Genomic DNA, 23,757 nt, shown 5'->3' with positions numbered 1-23,757 from the left:
GATCCATTCTCTTGAATGATGTTGCTGAGAGTACGCGGCAGGGTTCAGGCCCGGCGTGCGCGGAGTTTGATGGCTGCGGCGGCGAGGATGAGGGTGCCGGGGACGACTACGAAGAGCGCCACCAGCATCCAGACGAAGACGACAGCGCTGAGGAGGGCACCGGCGAGCAGGAGCGAACCGGTCCAGTCTTTGAGAGCCAAGGCTTTGCCGAATTCGAGGGCGGACTTCCATGCCTCCCGCGGCTGGCTGTGTTCCTCGCTGGCATCGGACCATGCGGCCGCGGTGCGGAGCAGGAGGATGGCCCCGCAGCAGGCGAGCATCAGCGTTGCTGGGAGGACCACCTCCCGGCCGGGCAGCTGGCCTACCCAGGCCAGCAAGAGATTGAGGACAATCACCACGGCGGCAGCCGTCGTCATCAGGCCAAGTTTCCAGCTGCCCGGCAGAGCAGCCCGGAAAGTTCCCCAGAGCCCGCGGACGGAATCGTCGCGGCCTTCGAGGTGGCGTTCGAGGTGGGCGATCCCCGCTGCGTAGGCGGCAGGAATCGTAACCAGTGGAGCGGACAGCACCAGCACGAGCAGCCCCGCCAGCAGAGTCTCGGAGAACAGGGCGAACCGGTTCACAGGGATGGGTTCGTGGTGGTTGGGTGTGGTGGTGTCCATGATGGTCATTGTCTTCCTCGGGAGCAACGGACTTTTTAGCCTTTGAGGCCTTGGGTCGAGACGCCTTCGACGATGTAGCGCTGGAACACCAGGAAGAACACCAGCACGGGCAGCAGTGCCAGCACGGACATGGCGATCATGGCGCCATAGTCGGAGCTCTGGGTCTGGTCCACGAAGAGCCGCAGAGCCAGGGGCAACGGGTACTTCTCGGGAGTGTTCAGGTACAGCAGGGGGCCCAGGAAGTCGTTCCAGCTCCAGATGAAGGAGAAGATCGAGGTGGAGATCAGGGCCGGCTTCATCAGCGGCAGCATGATGGACCCGAAGATCCGGACGTGCCCGGCACCATCGATGCGCGCCGCTTCGTCCAATTCGGCCGGGAGGCCTCGCATGAACTGGACCATCAGGAAGACGAAGAACGCGTCGGCTGCGAGGAACTTACCGATCAGCAGCGGAACATAGGTGTCCACCAAGCCAAGCTGCTGGAAGATGATGTACTGCGGGATGATCACCACGTGGAACGGCAGGAGCAAGGTAGCGATCATCATGCCGAAGAACAGCCCGCGGCCCGGGAAGTTGATCCGGGCGAAGGCGTAGGCGGAGATACTGGCGGAGAGGATCGTGCCCACCACCGCGCCCACGGCCAGGACCAAGGAGTTGGTGAAGAACGTCAGGGTGGACACGCCACCAATGCCGTCCATGGCGGTGACGAAGTTGTCGAAGCTGAAGTTGGCCGACCACAGGGACGTGTTCGCGCCGCCGATTTCCGAGTTCGGTTTGAACGACGAGGCGATCATCCACAGCCCCGGGTAGAGGACGATGGCGGTGAGGATAAGGGCCACCGCATGGAAGGCCACGCTCTTGGTCCGTTTCATGCCCATGGATTCGGATTTCGGGTTGTAGACGGACGGCGGTGGGGTTGCTGACTTGGATGGGGTTGGAGTGGTCATGGTTGTCATTTCGAATCACCGCTGTAGTGGACCCAGGACTTGGACGTGCGGAAGATGATCAGGGTGAGGATGCCGACCACAATCAGGAGGAGCCAGGCCATCGCTGAGGCGTAGCCCATCCGGAAATCGCTGAAACCGCGCAGGTACAGGTAAAGGGTGTAGAAGAGGGTGGACCCTGCCGGACCGCCTTCGCCGTTGGAGATGATGTAGGCAGAGTTGAAGATCTGGAACGCGTGGATGGTCTCCATGAGCAGGTTGAAGAAGATCACCGGGGAAAGCATGGGCCAGGTGATGTTGAAGAATTTCCGGACCGGACCCGCGCCGTCCATGGACGCGGCCTCGTAGAGATCGGCGGGAATCTGCTTCAGGCCCGCCAGGAAGATCACCATCGGAGCCCCGAACTGCCACACGGTCAGCAGGATAAACATGGGCATGGTCATGGACGGGTTGCCTACCCAGCCGCCGAGGTTGATGCCGAAGAAGGACAGGCCCTGGTCCACCGGACCCGAATCGCCGAACATGGCTTTCCACACGATCGCGATCGACACGCTGGCACCGACAAGGGACGGCGCGTAGAACGCTGACCGGTAGAAGCCCTGTCCTTTGCGCTTGCTGTTGAGCAACATGGCCACGGCCAACGCGGCGGCGAGCTTGAGCGGGGTGCCGAAGACTACATAGCCCACGGTGACGCCGACGGACTGCAGGAACCGTTCGTCCTGGAACAGCGTGGCGTAATTGTCGAAGCCGATCCATTTGGGGGCTTCGAAGAGGTTGTAGTTGGTGAAGGAGAGGTACAGCGAGGAGATCATCGGGCCCACGGTCAGGGCGATGAATCCCAGCAGCCAGGGCAGCAGGAACGTGTAGCCGGCACGGGCATCCGCAGCCCGCTGCCGCGACTTGCGCGGGAGCGGGGCTTTGGATGACACCGCACGCCGGGACAGGGTTGGGCTTGAAGTCACGAGTTCTTTCCGTCAGTTGTGAATGCCAAGGGATCAGGCGTTCTGCTTGATGAGGTCTTCGGCTTCCTTGAACCAGGCGTTGACGGCCCCGTCCAGAGTTAATTTGCCGTAGTTCAGGTCGGAATTGACCCGTTTGAAGGATGTTTCGAGCGTGCCGAAGCCGACGATGGGCGGTTCGGGAGCGTCCTTAAGGTATTTCTCTATGGATTTTTCGTAGTCGACCACCGCGGTGTCTGTGCCGCTGTAGGTGGTGCCGTCGCGTTGGCCCTTGGAGGCGGGGATACCGCGTGAGGTCTTGAAGATGTCCCCAACTTCGGGGTCGTTGACCATGAAGTTGATGAACCGGGCCGCAGCGTCCTTGTACTTGGTCTTGGCGCTGGCCACCATCAACTGTGAGGGTTTGAGGAACAGGCCCAGATTGTCCGGGTTGTTTGATGGGACCGGGAGGAGCTTGAGTTCCTTGGCGCCGCTGTCGGCCATGTAGCCAGCCATGAGGTTATCCCAGTACATTTCCGACGCTGTGAGGCCAGCCCCGAACGGGGATTTGGGTGCGACCTGGGTGACGCGTTCTTCGGAGACGATGGCCGGTGTTCCCCGCAGGTCCGCGGTCAAACTCCACCACTTTTTCAGGTCGTCCTTGGCGAAACCGAGCTTGCCATCCGAGGTGAAGGCTTCGATGTTGTTTTGCCGCAGCCAGATGTTGAACATCCACCAGATCCCCGTGAAGTCCGCGGAGCCGTACACCGCTCCCCCACCTTTGCTTCCGACGTCACGGAGGAATGCTTTGTATTGGTCGTAGTTCCAGTTTCCGTCTGGCGCTTTCACGCCCAGGGATGCCAGCTTTGCCGGATCGTAGAACACGCCAAAGGCATTGGTGCTGTTAGGGATGCCGTAGGTCTTTCCCCGTACCTGTCCGGAGGGCAGCAGGGACTTTTCAAAGCCGCTGGTGTCGATCTTGACTGTGCCCAGGTCCAGGAGTTGGTTCCTTTGGGCGTAGTCGCGCAGGTAGATCAGGTCGAATTGCATGACGTCGGGCAGGCCGCCGCCGGCGGCCTCGGTGGCTCGCTGCTGAAAGTAGCTCGCACCGTCGGAGAAGTTGCCGTTGACTTTGATGTCTGGGTTCTTTGACTCGAAGAGGGCAATTGCCTTGCGGGTGCGCTCGGCCCGGTCGTCGTTGCCCCACCAGGTGTACCGGATGGTGACGGGATTCTCGGCAGATCCGGTCTGTCCTGAGTTATTGGGTCCGGTTCCGCAGGCCGCCAGGATGCCGGCAGATGCGGTGCCGACGACGACTGTTGTGAGGAAATACCTTCTGTTGATCACAGGAGCCTCCTTGCTCAAATGATGTGGGTGGTTATTTCGGTTGTTTGTGCCTACAGTGCAGGCAGCAATAACGCTGGCTCAGGCCTGTGTACGCCTCGTGGTCGGTAGCCGAGTGCTTCGGCGGCATCCAGGGTGTCTGCGAGGTACCAGATGATGGCCAGCCACATTTCCGTGCCTTGAAGCCCGGGCTCGTTTTGAGTGTCCGCCCCAGGAGAGACGCTGAACGCCATTCCGGCGCCGGGATGCCACCGCGTGAGGGTATCCGAAAGCTGGGTTCTGGCCCAGTCGCGGATATCGTTCCCCCGGTAATCCGTCTGTTTACGCGTGAGCCAGAGCGGATGGATGACGTCAAGGACGTTGCAGGCATTCTGTTTTCCCGTGCCGAAGTAGCGCGGGTCTGCGCCGTGGAGGAGCACTGTGTCGATCAGGTTCTCGGCGTGGGGAACGGGGATCCCAAACTGCGCGAACGTTCCGCGTGTGAGCCGGTAGTAGCCGTTGACGATCTTGAGTCGTGTGTCGTCGCGGGGTGTGCCCCATGTTCCCGTGGCGCTGTTCACCCGGGTGATGAGCCAGCCAAAGAGCGCTTCTAGTGATCCTGTTGCTCCCGTGATGCCCTGGGCGAGATTCCAATAGGCCGCGGTTCCCCAAGCGTCGACCCAAGCACCTGATTCCCAGGCTTCCTTACGCCAGGGCAGGGCGTTGAGTGCGCCCACGAGTTCGTTGGCGGACAGGTCGGCAACGGCCCGGATGGGGTGCGGGAAGCGGGAGCCGAGCAGGTCGAGGGCGTACCCGACGGAGAGGATGTGGTAGGGAACAGGCCCGTTGCCCAACGACAGCCCGGCGCTGCTCGGGAGCCCATCCGGCCCGTATTCGGGAACAAGGCCGGTGTGGGGGTCCTGGAGGGCGACGAGTGTTTGGACGTGGTCTTCGTGCGACAGCTGGGGCGGGCTTGAGCGGTGCAGGAGATCGTAGAGTTCGATTGCATCGCAGTGGGCACGGACGGTGGGTCCTGCTCCGGGTTTGTCAACGTATCGTCCCTGCCCGATGCTTTCGTCCCAGCCCCGGTTGACGAGCCCTGGGAGTTCCCTTCGCGCCCTCTCGGCGAAATCGGCCAGCTGCTGGTTGATGTTGTCACCGGCAGCACGTGTGCTCGCCGTTGTCCTGCGGTCACGGATAAATCGGGCTGGGTTTCCTCCGACGATTGCCCAATCGGGAACGTCTTTGGTGACGACGGCGCCTGCCGCAAGGACAGCGTGCGACCCCACTGTTACACCGTCCAGCACCACCACGTTTGAACCTATCCAGACATCGTCGCCGATGTGGATGCCCTTGCTGGTCAGCGGCTGCTTGAAAACCGGTTCGGCGGGATCCATGGAATGGTTGAACCCGAGGATTGAGGTGTGGGCACCGACTCGGACGGCGTCTCCCATGGTGACGTTCCCGCGGACAACGGTGAAAGCATTTACCGTGCAGTCCTCGCCCATCACAATGGTGCCGGTCACGTACGCGTGTGCGGCGATCAGTGAGCGCGAGCCCATGGTCAGGGTGTCGGGGTCCACCATGGCCAGTGGTGAGATGAAGGCTTGCTCGCCTATGACGACGCTGTCCTGCTCCGCGAGCCGCTTCTGGTGTTCCAATTGAGCGTGGCCGTCCGCTTCGGATGCGTTGGGCCAGAAGGTCCAGGGTGAGTAGTCATAGCCCAGGGCGTGGTCGGGATTCATCGTGTCTCCGCATTGGCTAGTTGGTTTTGCTCGTGGCGTATTGGCGACTGCGCCGGGTCTCGGTGGCCGTCAGAGGAGTTCTGGATGCGCCTCATGCCATGACCTGCAGTTCGGAAAATTGCACAGCGTGGACGTACTCTCTGCCCTCGGCGAGTCGGACTACTTCGTCTACCGCGCTGGCGCCCATGCGCCGGAGTTCGTTGCCCATGGAACCGGCGATATGCGGGGTCAGAAGCACGTTGTCGAGGCTGTAAAGCGGGTCCCCGGAAGGGAGCGGTTCAGGCTCCGTGACGTCCAGGACTGCACTGATCCGTCCGGTGAGCAGCTCACGGCGGAGCGCGTCGTGGTTGACAAGGGCTCCGCGCGCGGTGTTGATGAACGTGGCACCGTCTTTCATCAGGCCAAGCTGCTGCGGGCCGATCATGCCGACGGTCGTGGGAAGCAGAGGCGCGTGCAACGAAATGATGTCGGCGCGCATCATCAGATCGTCGAGCCCGACCAAAGAAGCACCCAGGCCGGCAGCGTCACTGCCTGTCACCGTCGGATCGGCAAGGAGCACTTGGTGGTCGAAGGATTTCAACTGATTCAGGACCAGGCGGCCAATCCTGGAGGCACCGATAATACCTACCGTGCTGCCAAGGTTGCCGGTGGAAACTGGCAGCCGACCAGCGTCAAAGTGTTCTTGCAACTTCTGTAGCCGGGCTGCCGCCCGAAAGGTCCCTTTGCCGGCCAACAGAATGAAAGCCAGGGTGAACTCAGCCACCGGGACGGCATTCGCCTGCGCTGCGGTGGTGACTGCGATCCCCCTTTGCCAACATGCAGGGTCCACATGCTGCTTGATGGTGCCGGCCGAGTGAGCAATCAGCTGAAGGTGCGGAGCGGCATCCAGCACAGACACATCTATCGTTGGCGCCCCCCAGCCGGTGATCAGTGCGTCCACTCCGGCGAGCACATGAAGGGAGCGGGCGGACTCAAACTCCGTCAGCACGTGGTGCTCGATGTCCGCCACTGAAGCAAGACGCCTGAGCAGGGCTTCCGGAAACAATTCGTTCATCAACTCCTGTGAACGAAGAGCAAACGCCACCTTCGGGCGGAAGTCGGCGCTCATTTCCGCTGACTCCCATTAGCCGCTCCCAGCGAGGCGCCAGAAGGACAGGGACAGAAAAAAGCCGGGCATCGGCGGGACATGTGTCTCCCTTGACTAAGGCCCCGTGTGGGGTGTGACTTACCTCCTAATGGTCACCCAGTCCGAGTGACCGAGTCAACAAACAAATGAGTAATCAATCAAATTCGGTCAGGCGTGGTACTTGGTCGTGGATTCTCTGACCGTCAGTCCGGGCATCAGGGACAGGTGCTGTATCGGCACGTCATTGCCCCCCGTCGGGTCGCCAAGCCGCGCGTCAAGGAGCCGCATGGCTGAGGCACCGACAGCATGCTTGGGTGGTGAAACAGCCGTTAACGGCACGAGTGCAAAGGCCGCCACTTCATCGTCGTAAGCAACAATCGACAGATCCTCCGGGACGCGAATGCCCCTCGATGCTGCCAGCTCCACGAGCCGGGACGCGTGCGTGTCGACATGGACGATGGCCGCCTTGGTACCCTGCCGGATGCACTCATCGAGGAAGGCATTGAGGGCTATGTCCGTGCCCTCCGGATCCGTGGCAATAATGGGCAAAGGCTGATACGGGGCATCCACGTCCAGTTTCAGCTGCGCGACGGTCTGCTCGTAGCCGGCCTTCAAGCCGCGCGCGGTGGGGGTTTCCTCGCGGATCGCCAGACCAATGGAGGTGTGCCCAAGTTCCGCAAGGTGGCGGACCGCCAAAGCTGCACCATAAGTGTGGTCGGACCGGACGCTGTCGTACTCCCTGGCCGTTTCAGGATAGGTGAAAGAGCGCTCCATGAGCACCACCGGCAGGGTCAGCGAGTCCAACCACTTGCCCGTGACCCCACCCGGCTCGTAGACGCTGGTCGCCAGCAAAATGCCTCGGACCCCGAGGTCGATCAGACGCTGCACACGTTCTTTCTCCGAGCCTTCGTCGTAGTGGGTCACACCCAACACCAGACGAGTGCCGAGCTGGGCTGCCACGCTCTCGGCCCCGGCTATCACCCTCGCGTAGTAGTAGTCCGAGGTGGGCACGACCAAGCCGGTCGCGGACCCGAGGACATGTTCTACTTTGGTATTGGACGGGAGGGTGGCACCCCCATGCACCCGCACGAGATGGCCCGACGAACACAATGAATTGATGGCGCGCCGGGCGGTGATTTCCGACAATCCAAGCTCCTGCGCCAGCGCCGTGGTGATCACCCGGCCGTCCCGGCGGGCAACCTTCAAAATCAGCTGTTCTCTTTCTACCGCAAGCACGTGATTCACCGTCCAATGAGTAATGTAGGGCTGCTTTGATGATCAGACGGTCAAAGACCGGACCAAATCTGCCTTGTTTCTCCTCAACGGTACCCTAAGCAATTGCAAAAATGATCGAAATTGTCCGATTGCACCTGTTTTCATTGACCGTTCATGAAGACACTCAGATACTGGATTACGTTTTCCCCGGCGTCAGGCTGCGCAAGTCCGAGCTTCTACTCCTGCCGGCCTGCACCACACCGTGAGACCCGCCTGATGGGTCACGCAGATCAACGTTGATCAACAGAGGAGATCAGAACATGAAGTCCTGCCAGGCTGCTGGAGCCCAGCATCTGATGAAACATCCACCATCCACCGCGGCGTTCCGGACACGGATCTGGGGGTCGGCCGCGTGAACGACCTGAAAACAAAGGCCTCCCGGGCGCTCACCGCTTGCGCCACTGCCGTTGCTCTGGCTGTCGTCCCTGCGGGAGTGGCAGCTGCCTCACCAACGGCGCCCTCACGCTCCACACCAGCAATTGCTCAACTGGAGAATCTGGACAGGGGCGCAGTTGCGGCAGTAACCCAAAACGGTGTCTTCATCAGCTGGCGCCTGCTCGGCAGCGAGGTGACCGGGACCTCCACGACCGGCGTGACCGGCACCGACTTTAGCCTTTACCGGGATGACACCAAGATCGCGACCGTAACCGACAGCACCAACTACCTGGACAGCCAAGGAACAGGGGCAAACTCCTACCGGATTGTGCCGGTCGTAAACGGCATCGAGATCGAGGCCGGGACCACAGTCGAACCCTGGTCCAGCAACCACCTGGACCTTCCCCTGCAGAAACCCGCGGACGGCGTAACGCCAACGGGCCAGGCGTACACCTATTCAGCCAACGACATCAGCGCAGCGGATGTCGACGGCGACGGAGCCCTCGAATACGTCGTTAAGTGGTACCCCTCCAACGCCAAGGACGTCTCCCAAGTCGGCTACACCGGCAACACATACTTGGACACTTATGAACTGGACGGGACGCTGCTGCACCGCATCGACCTGGGCATCAACATCCGTTCCGGCGCACATTACACGCAGTTCAACGTCTACGACTTCGACGGGGATGGCAAAGCCGAGATCATGATGAAAACGGCGCCCGGAACAACGAGCACCCCTTACCGCAACAACTCCGCCGGTCCTTCCAGCTACATCACGATGCCCGCTGCGGACCGGGACGCCGGATACTCCGATACCGACGACTACCGGATGTCGGCCCAGGACTACTACGACCATCTGGTCACGATGTTCAAGGGCTGGTCTGCACACCCTGAAGTTGTAGCAGGGCACTGGCCTTCCACCCTTGAAGAAGCTTTCGGGATTGAGCCCAAGTACGACTACCCGCTCTCCGACGCCGACGCACGCACCTTGGCAGATTACTTCATAGACGTCTACGCACCAGCACGCAGTTCCAACAACAAGCTGCGCGCCTTTGAGGGATACATCCTCCAGGGCCCCGAGTACCTCACAGTGTTTGACGGGCAAACCGGCAAGGAGCTGGACACCGTCCCGTACGAGCCGGGCCGCCATGACGACGGCCTCATGTGGGGAGACTACAAGGGTTCCCGGATCGAACCCGGCAACCGGGTGGACCGCTTCCTGTCCGGCGTCGCCTACCTCGACGGACAGCACCCCTCATCAATTTTCAGCCGCGGTTACTACTCCCGGACCGCCGTCGCAGCCTACGACTGGAACGGCAAGAAACTGCAAAAACGGTGGCTCGCCGACAGCGGATGGACCCCATCGACAAACCCCTTCCAAAACGGAAGCAACGTCGGTACGGATCCGGAGCTCGGCAAACTCGCCGGCCAGGGCTTCCATTCCCTCAGCGCCGCCGACGTCGACGGCGACGGCAAACAGGAAATCGTCTACGGCTCGGCGACCCTGGACGACGACGGGTCACTGCTGTACTCCTCCTGGGACGTGATGCCGCCGGGCACACCCACCGCAGGTGAACTACGGCCACTTGGCCACGGCGACGCCATGCACGTCACCGACATCGACCCCGCCCGACCAGGACTTGAGATCTTCACCGTCCATGAAACCACCAACGCCCCCTACGGCATGGCCATGCGCCGGGCAGAGGACGGGACAGTCATCTTCGGCCAGTACGCCGGACGCGACATCGGACGAGGCATGATCGGAGACGTCGTGCCCGGTTCCCCCGGACTTGAATCCTGGTCCGGGCTACCGGACGGCTCCGGAGACTCAGGAGTCCGCACCCCCGATGGGGACACACTTCCCATGGAAACCCCGGGAACAAACATGTCGATCAAGTGGGCAGCCGACATGACAACCCAGCTCGTGCGCGGATCAGGGACGACAACACCATTCATCAGCGACGTGCAGCGCGGAACACTGCTCACAGCCGAGGGCACCCTGGCCAACAACTCTACGAAAGGTAACCCGGGGCTGGTGGGCGACGTCTTCGGGGACTGGCGCGAAGAACTCCTCGTACGGACCACCGACAGCAGCGCCATCCGCATCTATACCTCCACGGAAGTGACAAACCACAAACTCTATACTCTCCTGCACGACACCCAATACCGGGCCGAGCTCGCCCGGCAGCAAACCGGCTACAACCAGCCGACGTACACGGGCTTCTACTTCGCATCCGACACGAACTTCGCTAATGTACCGCTGCCCAAGTACTGGGCTCCGGGAAGCGCGACCACCATCGCAAACAAGATTGAGGCGCTTGCGGACCAGGGCGGCCTTTCCAGAGGCACCGCAGCCCAGGCTGTGGCCCATCTGCGGAACGCGGAACGGGCCGCCCAGGCCCGGCAGTACGGGACCGCACTGCAAAGCCTTGCCCAAACGGAGAAAGCCTTGGACAACAATGGCGTCCCGGAAGCGGCCCGAACGGAACTGCTGTACGACGTGAGGCTCATACAGCGAATGCTTGGCTGACCACCAACTTCCTTGCGCCGCACCCGGGAAAGGACCGGGTGCGGCGCCACCCCTCGGCAACACCAAACTCTTTGGAGACCCTCATGATTAACAGAAGGCAGTTCCTCGCCACCGTCGCAGTCGGCACAGCAACCGCGGTGACCGCATGTGGTACCCCGGCCCCCAGCAAGACCGGGACCGCGGAAAACCCGGTCACCATCAACTACACCTGGTGGGGCAACGACGACCGGGCCGAGCGCACCCGCAAAGCCATGGCCCTGTTCGAGTCAAAGAACCCGGACATCAAGGTCAACGGAAATTTCACCGACTTCGGCGGATACTGGCAAAAACGGGCCACCGAAGCTGCCGGCGGGGGCCTGCCCGACGTCATGCAATGGGACCTGTCGTACCTTCGCGACTATGCCCAGAGGAACCAGCTTCTGGATCTGGGTACCGTCGACATTGATACTTCCGCTTTCGAAAAATCCCTGCTGCCCTCCGGCCAGGTCCGCGGCAAGACCTACGGCATCCCCACCAGCACCAACGCCTTCGCAGTCTTTTGCGACCCGGCCAAACTCACCTCGCTGGGCATCGCCGAGCCAGACAGCACGTGGACCTACAACGACTACAACGCATTCTTGGCCGAGGTAGGCACCAAGAGCGGTGGCGCACTGAACGGCTCCAGCGACTACACCTCCGTTTGGTGGATGTTCAACATCTGGCTGCGGCAGAACAACATCGAAGCGTTCACCTCGGACGGCAAGCTCGGCTTCACCAAGGACGACCTGAAAAAGTGGTGGAGCCTGCCCGCAAACCTGCGCGGAACCCCTGCCATCATCACCGAAGAACGTATCACCCAACTCGCACCCAAATCACCCTTCGGCGCCAACGCCGTGGCCACCGAAATGACCTGGGACAACTTCATGGCCGGCAACCTGAAGGACAGCGGCGCGAAGGAACTCCGAATCCTGCCCCCGCCCTCCGACGACCCGGACAACCTGGGACTGTTCCTCAAACCCTCCATGCTCATGGTCGCCAGCGCCAAAACCCAATACAAGGACGCCGCCGCCCGTTTCATCAATTTCATGGTCAACGACCCCGAAGTCGGCGACATCTTCAAAACCTCCCGCGGCGTGCCAGCGTCCAAGACCCAGCGCGACGGAACAACGTTCGAAGGAACCGACAAGGTAGTGGTCGACTACGAGAAGTCCATTGAGAAGTACCTCAAGGACGCACCCGAACCGCCCATCGTCGGCTTCGGATCACTTGAAGCTTCCTTCAAACGCATCAGTTCGGACCGGAACTACGGCAAACTCACCATGGACGCCGCGATCGACGCCTGGTTTAAAGAAGCCGAAGACGTCATCAAACAGAACGCCTGACCTATGCTGCACAAACCCTGAAAGGTGTTCCTCAAATGCATCACACCACAAGTAACAGCGTGAATTCGCCCGGTGAAACCATCACCGACGGTCTGACAGCCCTCGACGGGCTTTTCGCCGACTTCCTGCGCTGGATCCCTCGCCTGTTCGACCCAGAACGGGGCGGCTTCTACTACGCCCTAAGCTCGACCAACCAACCGGAATTCGAAGCCGACATCGAGTCAACGTGCGCCGCAATGGCCGCCATCGACGAACTCGGCCTTCTGCCCTCAGTAACCGACAGCGTCCGGGCACGCATTGTGAACTTCCTCCAGGAACGGCAGGATCCCGAAAGCGGATACTTCTTCGACCGGCAAAACGAAATGCGTGAAGTGGAACGGCTCAGAGGGCGTGCCCTGAACGTATCGCTCAAAACACTTTCCATGCTCGGAGCGAGCCCACTCCACAACCTCCCGGGGCAGGACAAAGAAGACCAAACACTTGAGCACCTGTGGTCAGAAGCGGCATTCGCTGCATGGCTGGACGCACGACCCTGGCACAATTCCTGGCTGGCACAGGACAACATCCAAGCCCAGACCTCTCTGATCCGCCTCCTGCCACAAGCGCAACAGGAAGCCCGTGTGGCACAAGCCATCGCCTATGTCCGCAGCCGGCAAGACACAGCAACCGGACACGCGGGCGGCGGCACACCCTACGTCGTCCTTTCCGGCAGCTTCAAACTCGCCCTGTTCTGCCGCGACTTTGGACGACCCGTGCCGTTAGCCCAACAAATCTATGCGTCAACGCTCGAATGCATCCGCGAGGAAGACTGCCTCGACGCATGCTGGCTCCGTAACCCGATCGAACTGGTCGAAGTTCTCGCACCCCAAATCGGCGGCATCCCGCCAAGCGAACTTGCCGACATCGTCCGCATCTCGGCCGTCAACGCCTCCGCCTTCCTGGAGCCTGATGGAGGCTTCTCCCGCAAGATCGGCCAGTCCTCCGCATCACCCAACGAAATCAGGCTTGGCCTGGGTGCCGCCGAAGGTGACTGGAACGCCTCAACCCAGCTTGCCGCACGGGTCCGGCCCGCCCTCTACCGCTTGGCGGGCCAAAAACAACCCGCGCTCCCCTGGTCCAATGACTTCGGCCAAGCCCTGCACGCCGCAGCATCCGGTCGCTGAAACAGATGCCCAGGCTTGGGAGGAAAAAGCGATGCAGAAACAATCATCCATACATGACGTTGCCGAGACGGCGGGCGTCTCGGTCTCTACTGTCTCCAACGTACTGAACCGCCCCCAGCTCGTAGCAACCGGCACCCGCGCCCGAGTACTCAGCGCAATAGAGGTCCTGGGATTCCAGCGCAATCCCCACGCCGCCTCCCTCCGGCTGGGGAAACCCGGCAGACGTCCCGGAAACCACGTCCAGAAGCAGCCTCCACGGGCAGAAAGCCCCGGAACCATGGCCAATCCGGACCAGGACGACACAGTCCTCGAACTGGCCGAACTCGCCGCAGAGGGCTGGCAGTACATACCTCCGCTACACCCTGTTCTGGTCGGCCGATCCGGTCACAACCTCGGGTCGGGACTGGCCGAAGGATCCATGCCGGACGGCTCCGGAATCTGGGTTCGTTACGACGACGGAAGGGGACGACAGTACCTCACAAAAGATGACGGTTACCTCATCGTCCCACTGCCCACCACCAACTGACCAACCATCCACAGAAAGGTCGCAGCAATGCGCACACGCCTAAAGAAACCTTCCGCGGCGATAGCCGCGACAATAGCAATCTTCGCGCTGGCTCTCACGGGCTGCGCCGGCAGCCCTCAAGCCGGAAAAGTCGGCACTGTTGAAGACCCCGTAACCATCCGGTTCGCATGGTGGGGCAATGACGCCCGCGCCAAGACAACGCAGGAAGTCATCAAAGATTTCGAGGCCGCGAACCCTACAATCAAAGTTCAGGGGGAAAACACCGAATTCAGTTCCTACTGGGACAAAATGGCCACCCAGATCGCCGGCGGCACCACCCCGGACGTCTTCGCAATGAGCGGCGCCTACCCAAGCGAATATGCCAGCCGCGGCGTCCTTCTGGATCTGGGCAAGGTTAAAGAACAGATCGACACCTCAAAGATGCCCGAACAGGCAGTGAGCCTCGGCAAAATCGATGGCAAGCAATACACCATCACCGCAGGTGTGAATGCCATATCCATGGTCGTTGATCCCAACGTCTTCGAGGCCGCCGGCGTGCAGCTCCCTGACGACGACACGTGGACATGGGACGACTATGTGAAGATTGCCGCCGACATCAGCAAAAAGTCACCCGCGGGAACATTCGGGGCCACTCAGGCTGCCAATGATTCCGTACTGTCAGTTTGGGCACGCCAACACGGAGAACAGCTCTACAGCGACGACGGCAAAAAACTCGGAATCAGCGAGGACACGGCAACCAGTTTCTTCGAGCTCAACAAAAAGCTCATGGAGTCCGGTGGAGGACCCTCCGCCTCGCAGACCGTCGAAGACGGCTCCGCTCAACCTGAGGCGACCCTTATGGGCCAGGGCAAACAAGCAATGCGCATCTCATGGAGCAGCCAAATCGGCTCCTACTCAGCCACGGCCCCGTTGAAAATGATGAAGCTCCCCGGGGAGGGCAAACAACCAGGAACCTGGCTCAGGTCATCCATGGAATACGCCATCTCATCCAAATCCGCCCACCCCAAAGAAGCAGCATTGTTCATCAACTACTTGGTAAACAATCTTGACGCGGCAAAGAAGATCAAGAGTGACAGGGGCATGCCGGCGAATACCGAACTCAAGGCCGCAATCACTCCTCTGCTCAAGGAAACCCAGCAGAAAGAGGCCGCATATCTGGACCGCTTGGCAGAGATGAACGTCGAACCACCGCTCCCCCTGCCAGCCGGGTCGTCGGCAACCCAGGAAGTCCTGAACCGCTACAACACCGACGTACTCTTCGGCAAGGCTTCACCACGGGACGCAGCTAGAGGATTCATCCAGGAAGTGAACCAAAATCTAGGGTGACATAGTCTGGCGGACGCTGATGGCGTAAGCGCAATAAGGCGCAAGCAGAAGACTGGCGGGGACTGTAAGAAAAACGGTGTGTGAGGGTCCGGCCTGATCCGAAAGGAGACGGCCGTGTCGGAATCCACGACCGAGATGATAGGGGTGATGATCGATCCTGTGACGGGAGAGATCATCGATCAGAAAGAGCTTGCGGAGCGGTTGCTCGCGCAGGCCAAGGAGCAGGGCGTGAGCCTGGTAGGCCCGGGCGGGCTGCTGAACCAGCTCACGAGGAATGTGCTGGAGACGGCGCTGGAAGCGGAACTGACCGAGCACCTCGGGCACGAGCATGGCCAGACGCCGATCGCGGCCAACATGCGCAACGGCACCAGGTCCAAGACTGTGTTGACCGAGATCGGTCCGGTCGAGATTGAGGTGCCCCGGGATCGGGACGGCTCGTTCGAGCCGGTGATCGTTCCCAAGCGGAAACGGCGTCTGGACGGGATCGACCAGATCGTCCTCTCGCTGTCCGCCCGGGGGCTGACCACCGGGGAAATCGCGGCGCATTTCGAGGAGGTCTATGGGGCCAGGGTCTCCAAAGACACCGTCAGCCGTATCACGGAGAAGGTCGTCGGGGAACTGGCCGAATGGTCGGCTCGACCTTTGGATCCGATCTATCCGGTGCTCTTCGTTGATGCGGTCGTGGTCAAGGTCCGTGACGGGCAGGTGCGCAACACCCCGTTCTATGTCGTCATGGGCGTGACCGTGAACGGGGAGCGGGAGATTCTGGGGATCTGGGCCGGCGACGGTGGTGAGGGTGCCCGGTTCTGGCTGCAGGTCTTCTCCGAGCTGAAGAACCGCGGTGTGGACGATGTGTTGATCGCTGTCTGCGACGGGCTCAAGGGCCTGCCGGAGGCGATCACGACCACGTGGGAGCGAACGGTGGTGCAGCAGTGCATCGTGCACCTGATCCGCAACAGCTTCCGCTACGCCGGCCGCCAGCACCGCGACGGGATCGTCAAGGCGCTCAAGCCGGTCTACACGGCCCCGTCCGAGCAAGCCGCGAAGGACCGGTTCGCCGATTTCACAGCCGAGTGGGGTCAGCGATATCCGGCAATCGTGCGGCTCTGGGAGTCCTCCTGGGCGGAATTCGTGCCGTTCCTGGAGTACGACGTTGAGATCCGCCGGGTGATCTGCACGACGAACGCGATCGAGTCGATCAACGCCCGCTACCGGAGGGCTGTGAGGGCCCGCGGGCACTTTCCAAACGAGGCCGCCGCGCTGAAATGCCTGTATCTGGTCACCAGGGCTCTTGATCCGACCGGCGGCGGTCGGGCACGCTGGGTGATGAGGTGGAAGCCTGCGCTGAACGCGTTCGCGATTACCTTCGCCGGTCGGTTCGAAAGAACCATTCACAAATGAAAACCGGCCGGACCCACACACCGTTTATCGGACAGTCCCACAGAACGGCGAAGGGCGCTTCCGTGATGAGCCAGCCAAGGCGGGTGGGCGCCCTTCGCAAGTACAAAGCCGGAACCGCAGCGACAACCAACAATAACGAGGAGCCAAGCTAAGCTCCGCGCCATAAGAATCAGGAGACACGCAAAGGAAGACGCGACATATGGGTGCTTATCGGCAGACTGGTCCGGGTCGACGTTCTCAGCCGACGTTCGCGTGAGGTGCAGTGTTCCTGCAGCACAACTACGAGCGGTCATCCGTGTCGGGACCGCGTCCCTCTTGATTTCGCAGTGCGCTTCGATGACACGGCCAGGACCCATTTGATAGCACCCGGCCGATCGTGGCCGCCGAACTCTCACCTCGGAATCACCCTGCACATGTAGAGCGCTCCCGGATCCGCGTCATGTCGGTACTGCCACTCACATGCATGAGTAGATGAAGGCGCAAGGAGGGAAGAGCCAATGGCTGCGATCTGTCACTATAAAGAAGATTTAAGTGTGGACAATGTCCACACTTCCTTTGGCCTGACAAAGCAGCCACCATCCACGTCTCCTCACTCCAGGTACGAACCGAAGTCACGATCTTTGGTGCAAGTTCGCAAAGTCATGTCGTGCCCAGCATCCCTACCCATGAAGAGGTGTAGGCCAACCACGACCTACCGAACGAACCAGGAAAGGAACGCATAGCCCCAGTTCCGAGCAGGCGGAGGGCACACCAGCCACGACCCTGAACCCGCTCCCCCACAACCAAACAGGCGACCCGCGGCGCCAGGCACACCCCGCGGCCAGTGTCAGAGGGACCTGACCACCCAGAATGTACACACATTAAAGCAAAAACCCCCTCTGACGAGGGGGTATGCCGTGCCCGAGGTGGGACTCGAACGGGATTCTGGGCCTTGTCATTGCTGGGAAGTGCCGGAAACATGCGGAATCCGAACCAGTCCGGCGGCTGTACGGGCCATTCCGAGGTGGGAAGTGTGGACATTGTCCACACTTCTTTTTTCCTCGATTGAGCACCGAAAAAGGAGCACGTGTCGCGTCCCTGCGCACTCATGGCCTGCGCCAAGAAATCGGCGCTGCCGCCTCCGCAGTTTTCCTGCTGGACAGTACCTCTTGGTCCGAGTGAAGTCTCCGGTAGGATGAGGCGCCGACGCCCAAGGCGTGACTCCCGCCGGTCGGTAGAACAACTCAAAACGCGACGGCACTCAGCCCGCCAGAACGATGAATGGCTCGACATAGTAGCTGCACCTCCTTCATCTACTACATGGCGGAGACGACACCGAGCATCATGACAAGACCTCCCGGCCGAGCCGACGACAGAACGCCCGTTATCGACGTTGAAAGTACGGGAGTGGAAGTGGCTGCGAGAACTGGAACAACCGCCAAGATGCCTTTCTTCGCTAGTTGGCGGTTTGCGTTCATTCGATGACGACCTCGTGGTGGTCACTGGCTACCACCACGCCGTCCTTTACGACATAGACCTCGATGTAGTGGCGTCCGGGGTACCGGGTGGTTTCTCGGCGGATACGGGAATTGAAGTCACTCTTGAGGAGTTGTCCGCGAAGATTTCCGGCGAGAGTCGCTGCTTCTCCGTGATTCCGGACCTTCCAGATCACCTCAAACTGGCCGGGGGTGTCGGTGTGGAGGCTGAATACCAATGACATGCCCCGCCGGACGAATTTCCGGGACCGGATGGGCCGCGACCTGAAGCCACCGAGCTCTTCCACGCGGCCTTCTATTCGGGCCATGTAGCGGGCAGAGAAGCGGTAGCCCTTCTCCTCAATGAATTCCTCTTGCGGGGCACGAGCAGCTGGCGGGCGGGTAGAAGCGCGAATGGGAGAGGTGGCAATGGCTTTTCTGGCGGCTTCAACGACCGGGGTGGTGAACTCCGGTCCAAAGAGTTTCTGCCACGCGACAAGGGCTTTGTCTTCTTCGGCATTGATTGCTTCCCGTGCCCAACCAGCGTACTTCGTGATCATGGCCTTGAAGTTTTGGTACTTCTCTTCCGTCCACCGGTGATTGAACGATGTCCCTGGGCAGCTGGGGTCGTCCAGCAAAGGCATCTCATCGTACTCAGCCAGCCATGAGTCCAGATCTTCCAGGAGGGAAACGAATGCGGTGGGAATATCGGCATAACGTGAATCTGCATTGAAGGCTTGAACCCGTCCTCCCAGAAGCGTTGTGAGGATGACGGAAACGCAATCGAACGTGTTTTTGTAGTCACGGAGGTATTTCATCAGCCGGATGACCTTGCGCAGGTTGCCGCCTGTGAGGGTATCCCGTTCCTGCATCCAGTCGCTGAAGCCACCAGGGTTGGTTTCCTCGAAGGTGTTTTCGGCGTAGTTGATGATGACCTGACGGCCGTCGCTGAGAGTGAGGTGGGGCACTACGTCGACATGGCAGTCACCGGCGTACTCGATACGGACGCACCTGTTCTTTTTGGTCACCTTGTCCTTGTAGGTCGAGGTGGCCTTGAACGCAGCGCGGATCTTCCGCAGGTATTCCCCGGGGTCCTCGGACCAAGCTTCATCTTCTTCGAGGTGCAGCAGGAAGTCTGCATCGAACTGGTCGAAGGCGCCGACAGGTTCGATGATGGTGGCGTGCGCCCATGAACCTTGGGGAATGTGCTCCTTATACAGCGGGCCGACCTCAGTGTCCTTTTGCAGCGCGCTTACGATTGCCGTTACGTGACCGTCGAGTTTGTCGAGCTTCCACTGCTTGAGATTGACGGTCGTGTCGAGGAAGGCGACGAAGTGGTCGTTGATGTCCATCAGAATTCCATAACTCGGCGGTAGCCGTCAGAGGTGAGATCATACAGCACGACCAAGGGTCTCAGGTCGCGGGCTTTGAGACTCTGGCCGAGGGTCACTGCAGCCGAGACGGGCATTCCGCCAAAAAGATGCAGACGCCGGATCTTCTTATTGGACTCAAGCCCTGAAAAGAACCGACGGACAGTGGCCTGGAACGACTCCAGGCAGGCACGGTTTGCGATGATGTCTTCGTGTGCGCTGTCGCCCCTCACTCTTAGTTTGAAGACCGGAGCCGTCGAGAGATCGGCCGGCAAGTCATTGACGTGCGTGGTCCCTGAGAGGTTAGTGATAAGGACGGCATCCTCGGCCATGTGCGGAGCAGTACGGAGGACCTCTACCTTGAAGGCGGTGTCGGGGGCGGCATCGGACTGAGGCCACTCCCAGCCTCCGCTGCTACGGTGGCGCTGGTAGACGTCGGTTGCTACGCCGTCCTCGAGCTGCCAGCCGAGGTACACAAGCAGAGGCAGGCGGGCGATAGCGAAGACACTCAGATGCTCGATGTCGTTGCTCCGGATGCCCTCATGGATACGGTCCCGCACGGCTGTTTCGATCTTCTTCTGCGCTGCAGCATAGTAGGAAGGGCTGCCTTCCTCTTCACCGTCGATATGGCGCAGGTCAATCTCAATGCCTCGCCGGTCGTAAGCCGGAAGGAAGAAGGGAAACCGGTCACTGGATCGGATGACGGCAGCTGCGGCAGTGTCACGTCCGAGCTCCATCGCAGCTCCGCGAACCCACCCCTGCACACGCAGCACTGTGCTTCGCCGGTCCGAGGTCATGCCGGTCAAGTGATGGATTTCGTCTTCATGCTGAGCCTTGCGGCGCCGCAATTCAGCAACGGTCATGAGCTTGGCAACCAAGGCCTTATCCATTTCCGTATGACAGCTTGAGCAGGCCAGGAGAATATTGTCAGCTAGATCCCGGTCGGCTTCCGGTAGGGGATCAAGGCCGCGAGGCGAACCTTCCGTAGCCTGCTGGCCCACAATGTGTGCCCCTTCACCCACAGGAACTGTCTTGAATGTAAGCGATCCCTCCATGAGGTCTACCTTGCACAATGTGCAGCGGCCCCCGGCCCTAACCCAGAGTTTTCTCTGCTCAATCGTGCCCATGGACATCGCGGATTCCTTCATGTCGATAAAGTCTTCTTTTCATCATGCCAGTCGGTACCGACACAATCCGCGCTTCGGCACCAGGAGGCCAGTACAGAAAAGTTCAGTCCGACAGGAGCCGCCCAGATTAACAAGCTCAAAACCGCATTCCCCGTCACCCACCACGGCGGTCGTCATGGCACAACGGGCCGCGCCGCCTGATGGGTGGGAGCCGATTCGAAGTCGACATAAGGAGTCAGCTTGGGATACACCCCATCCTGACGTTGTGCCGCCTGTCCAGGAAGGATCGCCTGTCGGCGGAGCTCCGCTATGGTTCTTGGGACGCGTATGGCCACTAGAGGGGGAAGTGGCTAGACCTTGCACCAGTGATTACCATCAAGCCCCATATTCTCAGCCATCTCGCTGATCCTCGGCTGGGGCGCCCCTCAGTATCCTGCACCTCGAACTGCCAGAGTGGGATCTGAGAGCATCCTTGGGCGGCCGTCAAAGAAGCGCGATTGCACTTGGACTGGCGCAAGGCCACGCGGGGCTTGCTCACCCTAGAGCACGACAACCCGTTTAAGGGAGCTGTCCTTGAAACCGAGGACTCTATTAGAGAGGCGTGGCGGACAACGCTAAATGCGCCTTCCGTCGCAAATTTAGCCAGTATGCTGTTCGGTGTGCATAGCAGGACATGGCGGCAGCCGGAACCGAACTTTGCGTGCGCGGATATGATTGCTGCCCTTTATCCAACCTCTTGAAGTACCTAGGCAGCTGTCTGCCGCTCCAGGTTGACGGAAAATCCGTTATCGGCATTTGGAAATTAACGGGGAAGTGCCCGAAAAAGGAGCGTCATCGGCGCCTTATTTCATAACCACCTCAAGACCAGCATCCGCTCGTTCCGGTAGCAGGTTATGGGGTAATGGCGACTCTCGAAACTGAGACTCGAAAGCCGAGATTCAGTAATTGCTGGCCATTCTGCATCAGGTTCAGCTTGCTGAAGAAGGGCAGCCAATCCGTTCCTGACCGAGTGGAGTTGGCGATCACCGCATAGGAAACGGAGTACCGGGACCGATCCACAAAGGATTTTCCGTCGGGAATCATGTCGAGCCAGGCCGTCCTCTGCGGTTCTTCCGTTTCAACTTCAACGACTTTCCGAAGCTCATCACGGAAGGTGCCATCAGCAACAAATGTCGTTGCCGACACTGTTCCTTGGGCAAAAAGATGACTAAGGGTGGCCGAGCGGGTCTTCCTCTTAACGTGTATGAATTCTCCGTTGGACGAAAGGACATCGCAGAGCTCAATCCCGCTGGATGCTCCTCCCGGCCGCTTGATACGCGCATCAAGCAGTAGCAGGTCCGAGGGCGCCGAATCCGCTAAGCGTGCGTTGTATTTCGCCTCTATCTCTCCAGCCCTGGACTCAATCAGCGTCGTTGTAGATGCCGGCAACGCGGACGCGAATTGATCGACCTTGGCGACCAAGGAATCACTCACGACGAACCAGCGTCCCTCAATCAGTACGTGAAGTTGAGATCCAAGTCGTTGCTCTGTCACTAGGCACTGATATACATTCCATCGGGAGTCAAAGTCGTTGGAGCGGCTAAAGCGCACAGACACATGGCGGGACCGGAGTCTTTCAATCGTGATTTCTGATTTGTCCTGGCCTAAGCGGCCGAGGTAGTCATCCAGATCCAGATCCTCATACTCTTCCTTTCGGGTTCCCCCGATCCTGAACGCGTCGACGTCTTCCCAGTCGATTGCTTCAGGCATCGCCAGGTGCGTGTTGGAGGTGTCGCCGGCTACGAGCTGTTTCTCGAGGAGAGCGTTCAGCTTAGAAACAGACTCTGCATCTGTGACCAACGCTAGGTGATCGATCCACTCGAAGTTCGATTTGTAGGTATCTTCTTGGAACGCTTCGAAAAGATCCTCGCAGAGCTTTGGCAAATCTGTGGGAAGGATCTCCACGTTGAGGACCAAGGCATCCGAACCCGAGAGCCGCTTAGCTAGGGTTTTATCACGGGGCTCGCCAGTAACCGCTCGAAGCATGTCACGAGATACGTCAACTCCAAATGTGGGCAGCTCAGAGCTTTTGCTGGATTGCGTGTTCTTGGTCACGACCATGTCTTCAAACGTCTTGGTGTCCAGGCTGCGGATGTGGCGCGGATCAATACGATTGAGGGCGACTCGAAGCCCGAACTGATGCTCGACCTTGGAAGGATTTATGAAACCTCGCCCATAACCGAAGGTAAGGGCAAAATACCTGTTAACAGCCTTCATGACCAGGAGACCAGAGGCGGACGACGTTTTCACTGACTGAAGCGATGAGGAAAGTATAGGTTGAACGAACGAAACCCATGCGGGTGGGTCGGCTGGCCGGGACGAATAATAAAACTTTCCGTCAAGGCCGGAGGATGGGTCAAGCGTTTGAGACTGTGGGGTCTTATCGTGAGCAATTGCATCGTCTGGTTGCGAGACGTTACGCAGTAGATAAATTGTTAGCCGGCTGGTTCCCATAAGTCCCCCATCAATTTTAGAAAGAGTAGCAGTTCGACCTGAGTTAGCGCCCGGAAACGTTGAATTAGGACGACGCTGCAGAGCCTCCGGGAAGGGCGTCGCCACCCCACGGAACAATCAAATTGCTCCGACGCCAGCCAGCGACCAGGACACATAATGCTTACTTTGCCGTGTGGGCGTCCTACCTCTCATCGAGAAAGCTCCCGGCCCCGCTCTGTTCGTCGCGCTCGCTCCCGCTGGCGAACTGTGTGGCAGCGTGCACGGCATCCGCGTGGAACTTGGCTAAATTGCTGCGACAGCCCGACGCTGAAAAGCGCCATCGACCGGCGCCTCAAGAGCCCCTAGAAGGGCGGTGGCTAGTCCGTGATGGAGCCGCTCCTGTTTGGGGTCCTTCGGTACGACCCGGTCAGAAACCCACTCGAACTGCTCCCACCAAGCCTTAGCCTGCGCTTTTTGCCTCGTGTGCTTCAACCCCTGGCGTAGATCCGGCCGCGATGATCGCCGCTAGTAACGCGGCTGCGCCAGCGGCTGCCGGGCGTGTTACGAAGCGTACAGGAAACGCTTCCCACTCCGATGAGCTTTTCCAACCAATAACAGCTTGGACGACCAGCGGACCGTACC

16 protein-coding genes are annotated in these 23,757 nt (G+C 60.1%); 6 read left to right on the top strand and 10 right to left on the bottom strand.

Annotated features, from left to right (window positions below):
- Window positions 1–44 precede the first annotated feature (44 nt).
- The 7 genes from LDN75_RS10745 to LDN75_RS10715 form a co-directional block, all read right to left on the bottom strand.
- Complete coding sequence (locus tag LDN75_RS10745; protein ID WP_223937261.1) at window positions 45–668, bottom strand: Poxvirus protein I5; 624 nt, start codon at window positions 666–668, stop codon at window positions 45–47.
- Between the two features lie 26 nt (window positions 669–694).
- Window positions 695–1,615: a carbohydrate ABC transporter permease gene (locus LDN75_RS10740; RefSeq protein WP_223937260.1), complete on the bottom strand. Its 921-nt coding sequence runs from the start codon at window positions 1,613–1,615 to the stop codon at window positions 695–697.
- The gene (locus LDN75_RS10735; RefSeq protein WP_223937259.1) at window positions 1,612–2,565 is read right to left on the bottom strand and encodes a sugar ABC transporter permease; all 954 of its coding nucleotides are present in this window, start codon (window positions 2,563–2,565) and stop codon (window positions 1,612–1,614) included. Before LDN75_RS10735 ends, LDN75_RS10740 begins: the two co-directional genes overlap by 4 nt.
- A 33-nt stretch (window positions 2,566–2,598) precedes the next feature.
- Complete coding sequence (locus tag LDN75_RS10730) at window positions 2,599–3,888, bottom strand: ABC transporter substrate-binding protein (RefSeq protein ID WP_223937258.1); 1,290 nt, start codon at window positions 3,886–3,888, stop codon at window positions 2,599–2,601.
- 50 nt (window positions 3,889–3,938) lie between these two features.
- Window positions 3,939–5,609 carry an acyltransferase gene (locus tag LDN75_RS10725; protein WP_223937257.1) on the bottom strand — a complete coding sequence of 557 codons (1,671 nt, stop codon included), beginning with the start codon at window positions 5,607–5,609 and terminating at the stop codon, window positions 3,939–3,941.
- A 91-nt stretch (window positions 5,610–5,700) separates the two neighbouring features.
- Window positions 5,701–6,663: a hydroxyacid dehydrogenase gene (locus LDN75_RS10720; protein WP_223937256.1), complete on the bottom strand. Its 963-nt coding sequence runs from the start codon at window positions 6,661–6,663 to the stop codon at window positions 5,701–5,703.
- Between the two features lie 240 nt (window positions 6,664–6,903).
- Complete coding sequence (locus tag LDN75_RS10715; protein WP_223937255.1) at window positions 6,904–7,971, bottom strand: substrate-binding domain-containing protein; 1,068 nt, start codon at window positions 7,969–7,971, stop codon at window positions 6,904–6,906.
- Between the two features lie 472 nt (window positions 7,972–8,443).
- Between LDN75_RS10715 and LDN75_RS10710 the strand changes: the two genes are divergently transcribed.
- The 6 genes from LDN75_RS10710 to LDN75_RS10685 all read left to right on the top strand — a co-directional run bounded on the left by LDN75_RS10710 (window position 8,444) and on the right by LDN75_RS10685 (window position 16,692).
- The gene (locus tag LDN75_RS10710) at window positions 8,444–10,915 is read left to right on the top strand and encodes a rhamnogalacturonan lyase (protein ID WP_223937548.1); all 2,472 of its coding nucleotides are present in this window, start codon (window positions 8,444–8,446) and stop codon (window positions 10,913–10,915) included.
- 83 nt (window positions 10,916–10,998) lie between these two features.
- The gene (locus LDN75_RS10705; RefSeq protein ID WP_223937254.1) at window positions 10,999–12,276 is read left to right on the top strand and encodes an ABC transporter substrate-binding protein; all 1,278 of its coding nucleotides are present in this window, start codon (window positions 10,999–11,001) and stop codon (window positions 12,274–12,276) included.
- Between the two features lie 35 nt (window positions 12,277–12,311).
- The gene (locus LDN75_RS10700; RefSeq protein WP_223937253.1) at window positions 12,312–13,439 is read left to right on the top strand and encodes a hypothetical protein; all 1,128 of its coding nucleotides are present in this window, start codon (window positions 12,312–12,314) and stop codon (window positions 13,437–13,439) included.
- A 31-nt stretch (window positions 13,440–13,470) separates the two neighbouring features.
- Complete coding sequence (locus tag LDN75_RS24260; protein ID WP_346347165.1) at window positions 13,471–13,965, top strand: LacI family DNA-binding transcriptional regulator; 495 nt, start codon at window positions 13,471–13,473, stop codon at window positions 13,963–13,965.
- Between the two features lie 27 nt (window positions 13,966–13,992).
- Window positions 13,993–15,291, top strand: a complete 1,299-nt coding sequence (locus LDN75_RS10690) for an extracellular solute-binding protein (RefSeq protein WP_223937252.1) — start codon at window positions 13,993–13,995, stop codon at window positions 15,289–15,291.
- Window positions 15,292–15,438: 147 nt separating this feature from the next.
- Window positions 15,439–16,692 (top strand): IS256 family transposase, encoded by a 1,254-nt coding sequence (locus LDN75_RS10685; protein ID WP_223937547.1) that lies wholly within the window; start codon window positions 15,439–15,441, stop codon window positions 16,690–16,692.
- A 1,453-nt stretch (window positions 16,693–18,145) separates the two neighbouring features.
- On the opposite strand, the gene LDN75_RS10680 is transcribed toward LDN75_RS10685, so the two are convergent.
- The 3 genes from LDN75_RS10680 to LDN75_RS10670 form a co-directional block, all read right to left on the bottom strand.
- The gene (locus LDN75_RS10680) at window positions 18,146–19,498 is read right to left on the bottom strand and encodes a cyclic GMP-AMP synthase DncV-like nucleotidyltransferase (protein ID WP_223937251.1); all 1,353 of its coding nucleotides are present in this window, start codon (window positions 19,496–19,498) and stop codon (window positions 18,146–18,148) included.
- Window positions 19,498–20,406: an SAVED domain-containing protein gene (locus LDN75_RS10675; protein ID WP_223937250.1), complete on the bottom strand. Its 909-nt coding sequence runs from the start codon at window positions 20,404–20,406 to the stop codon at window positions 19,498–19,500. Before LDN75_RS10675 ends, LDN75_RS10680 begins: the two co-directional genes overlap by 1 nt.
- Window positions 20,407–21,534: 1,128 nt before the next feature.
- Window positions 21,535–23,136, bottom strand: a complete 1,602-nt coding sequence (locus tag LDN75_RS10670) for a DUF6119 family protein (protein WP_223937249.1) — start codon at window positions 23,134–23,136, stop codon at window positions 21,535–21,537.
- Between the last annotated feature and the right edge of the window lie 621 nt (window positions 23,137–23,757).

The organism is Arthrobacter sp. StoSoilB5 (assembly GCF_019977235.1).
Taxonomy (GTDB): domain Bacteria; phylum Actinomycetota; class Actinomycetes; order Actinomycetales; family Micrococcaceae; genus Arthrobacter.
Note: the sequence above shows the minus strand (reverse complement) of the source record. Positions and strands in the feature narration are given on the sequence as shown.

Coding starts and splice junctions, on each gene's coding strand:
- LDN75_RS10745 (WP_223937261.1), bottom strand. CDS start 668: ATGACCATCATGGACACCACCACACCCAACCACCACGAACCCATCCCT.
- LDN75_RS10740 (WP_223937260.1), bottom strand. CDS start 1,615: ATGACAACCATGACCACTCCAACCCCATCCAAGTCAGCAACCCCACCG.
- LDN75_RS10725 (WP_223937257.1), bottom strand. CDS start 5,609: ATGAATCCCGACCACGCCCTGGGCTATGACTACTCACCCTGGACCTTC.
- LDN75_RS10720 (WP_223937256.1), bottom strand. CDS start 6,663: ATGAACGAATTGTTTCCGGAAGCCCTGCTCAGGCGTCTTGCTTCAGTG.
- LDN75_RS10705 (WP_223937254.1), top strand. CDS start 10,999: ATGATTAACAGAAGGCAGTTCCTCGCCACCGTCGCAGTCGGCACAGCA.
- LDN75_RS10700 (WP_223937253.1), top strand. CDS start 12,312: ATGCATCACACCACAAGTAACAGCGTGAATTCGCCCGGTGAAACCATC.
- LDN75_RS24260 (WP_346347165.1), top strand. CDS start 13,471: ATGCAGAAACAATCATCCATACATGACGTTGCCGAGACGGCGGGCGTC.
- LDN75_RS10690 (WP_223937252.1), top strand. CDS start 13,993: ATGCGCACACGCCTAAAGAAACCTTCCGCGGCGATAGCCGCGACAATA.
- LDN75_RS10685 (WP_223937547.1), top strand. CDS start 15,439: ATGATCGATCCTGTGACGGGAGAGATCATCGATCAGAAAGAGCTTGCG.
- LDN75_RS10680 (WP_223937251.1), bottom strand. CDS start 19,498: ATGGACATCAACGACCACTTCGTCGCCTTCCTCGACACGACCGTCAAT.
- LDN75_RS10675 (WP_223937250.1), bottom strand. CDS start 20,406: ATGGATAAGGCCTTGGTTGCCAAGCTCATGACCGTTGCTGAATTGCGG.
- LDN75_RS10670 (WP_223937249.1), bottom strand. CDS start 23,136: ATGGGAACCAGCCGGCTAACAATTTATCTACTGCGTAACGTCTCGCAA.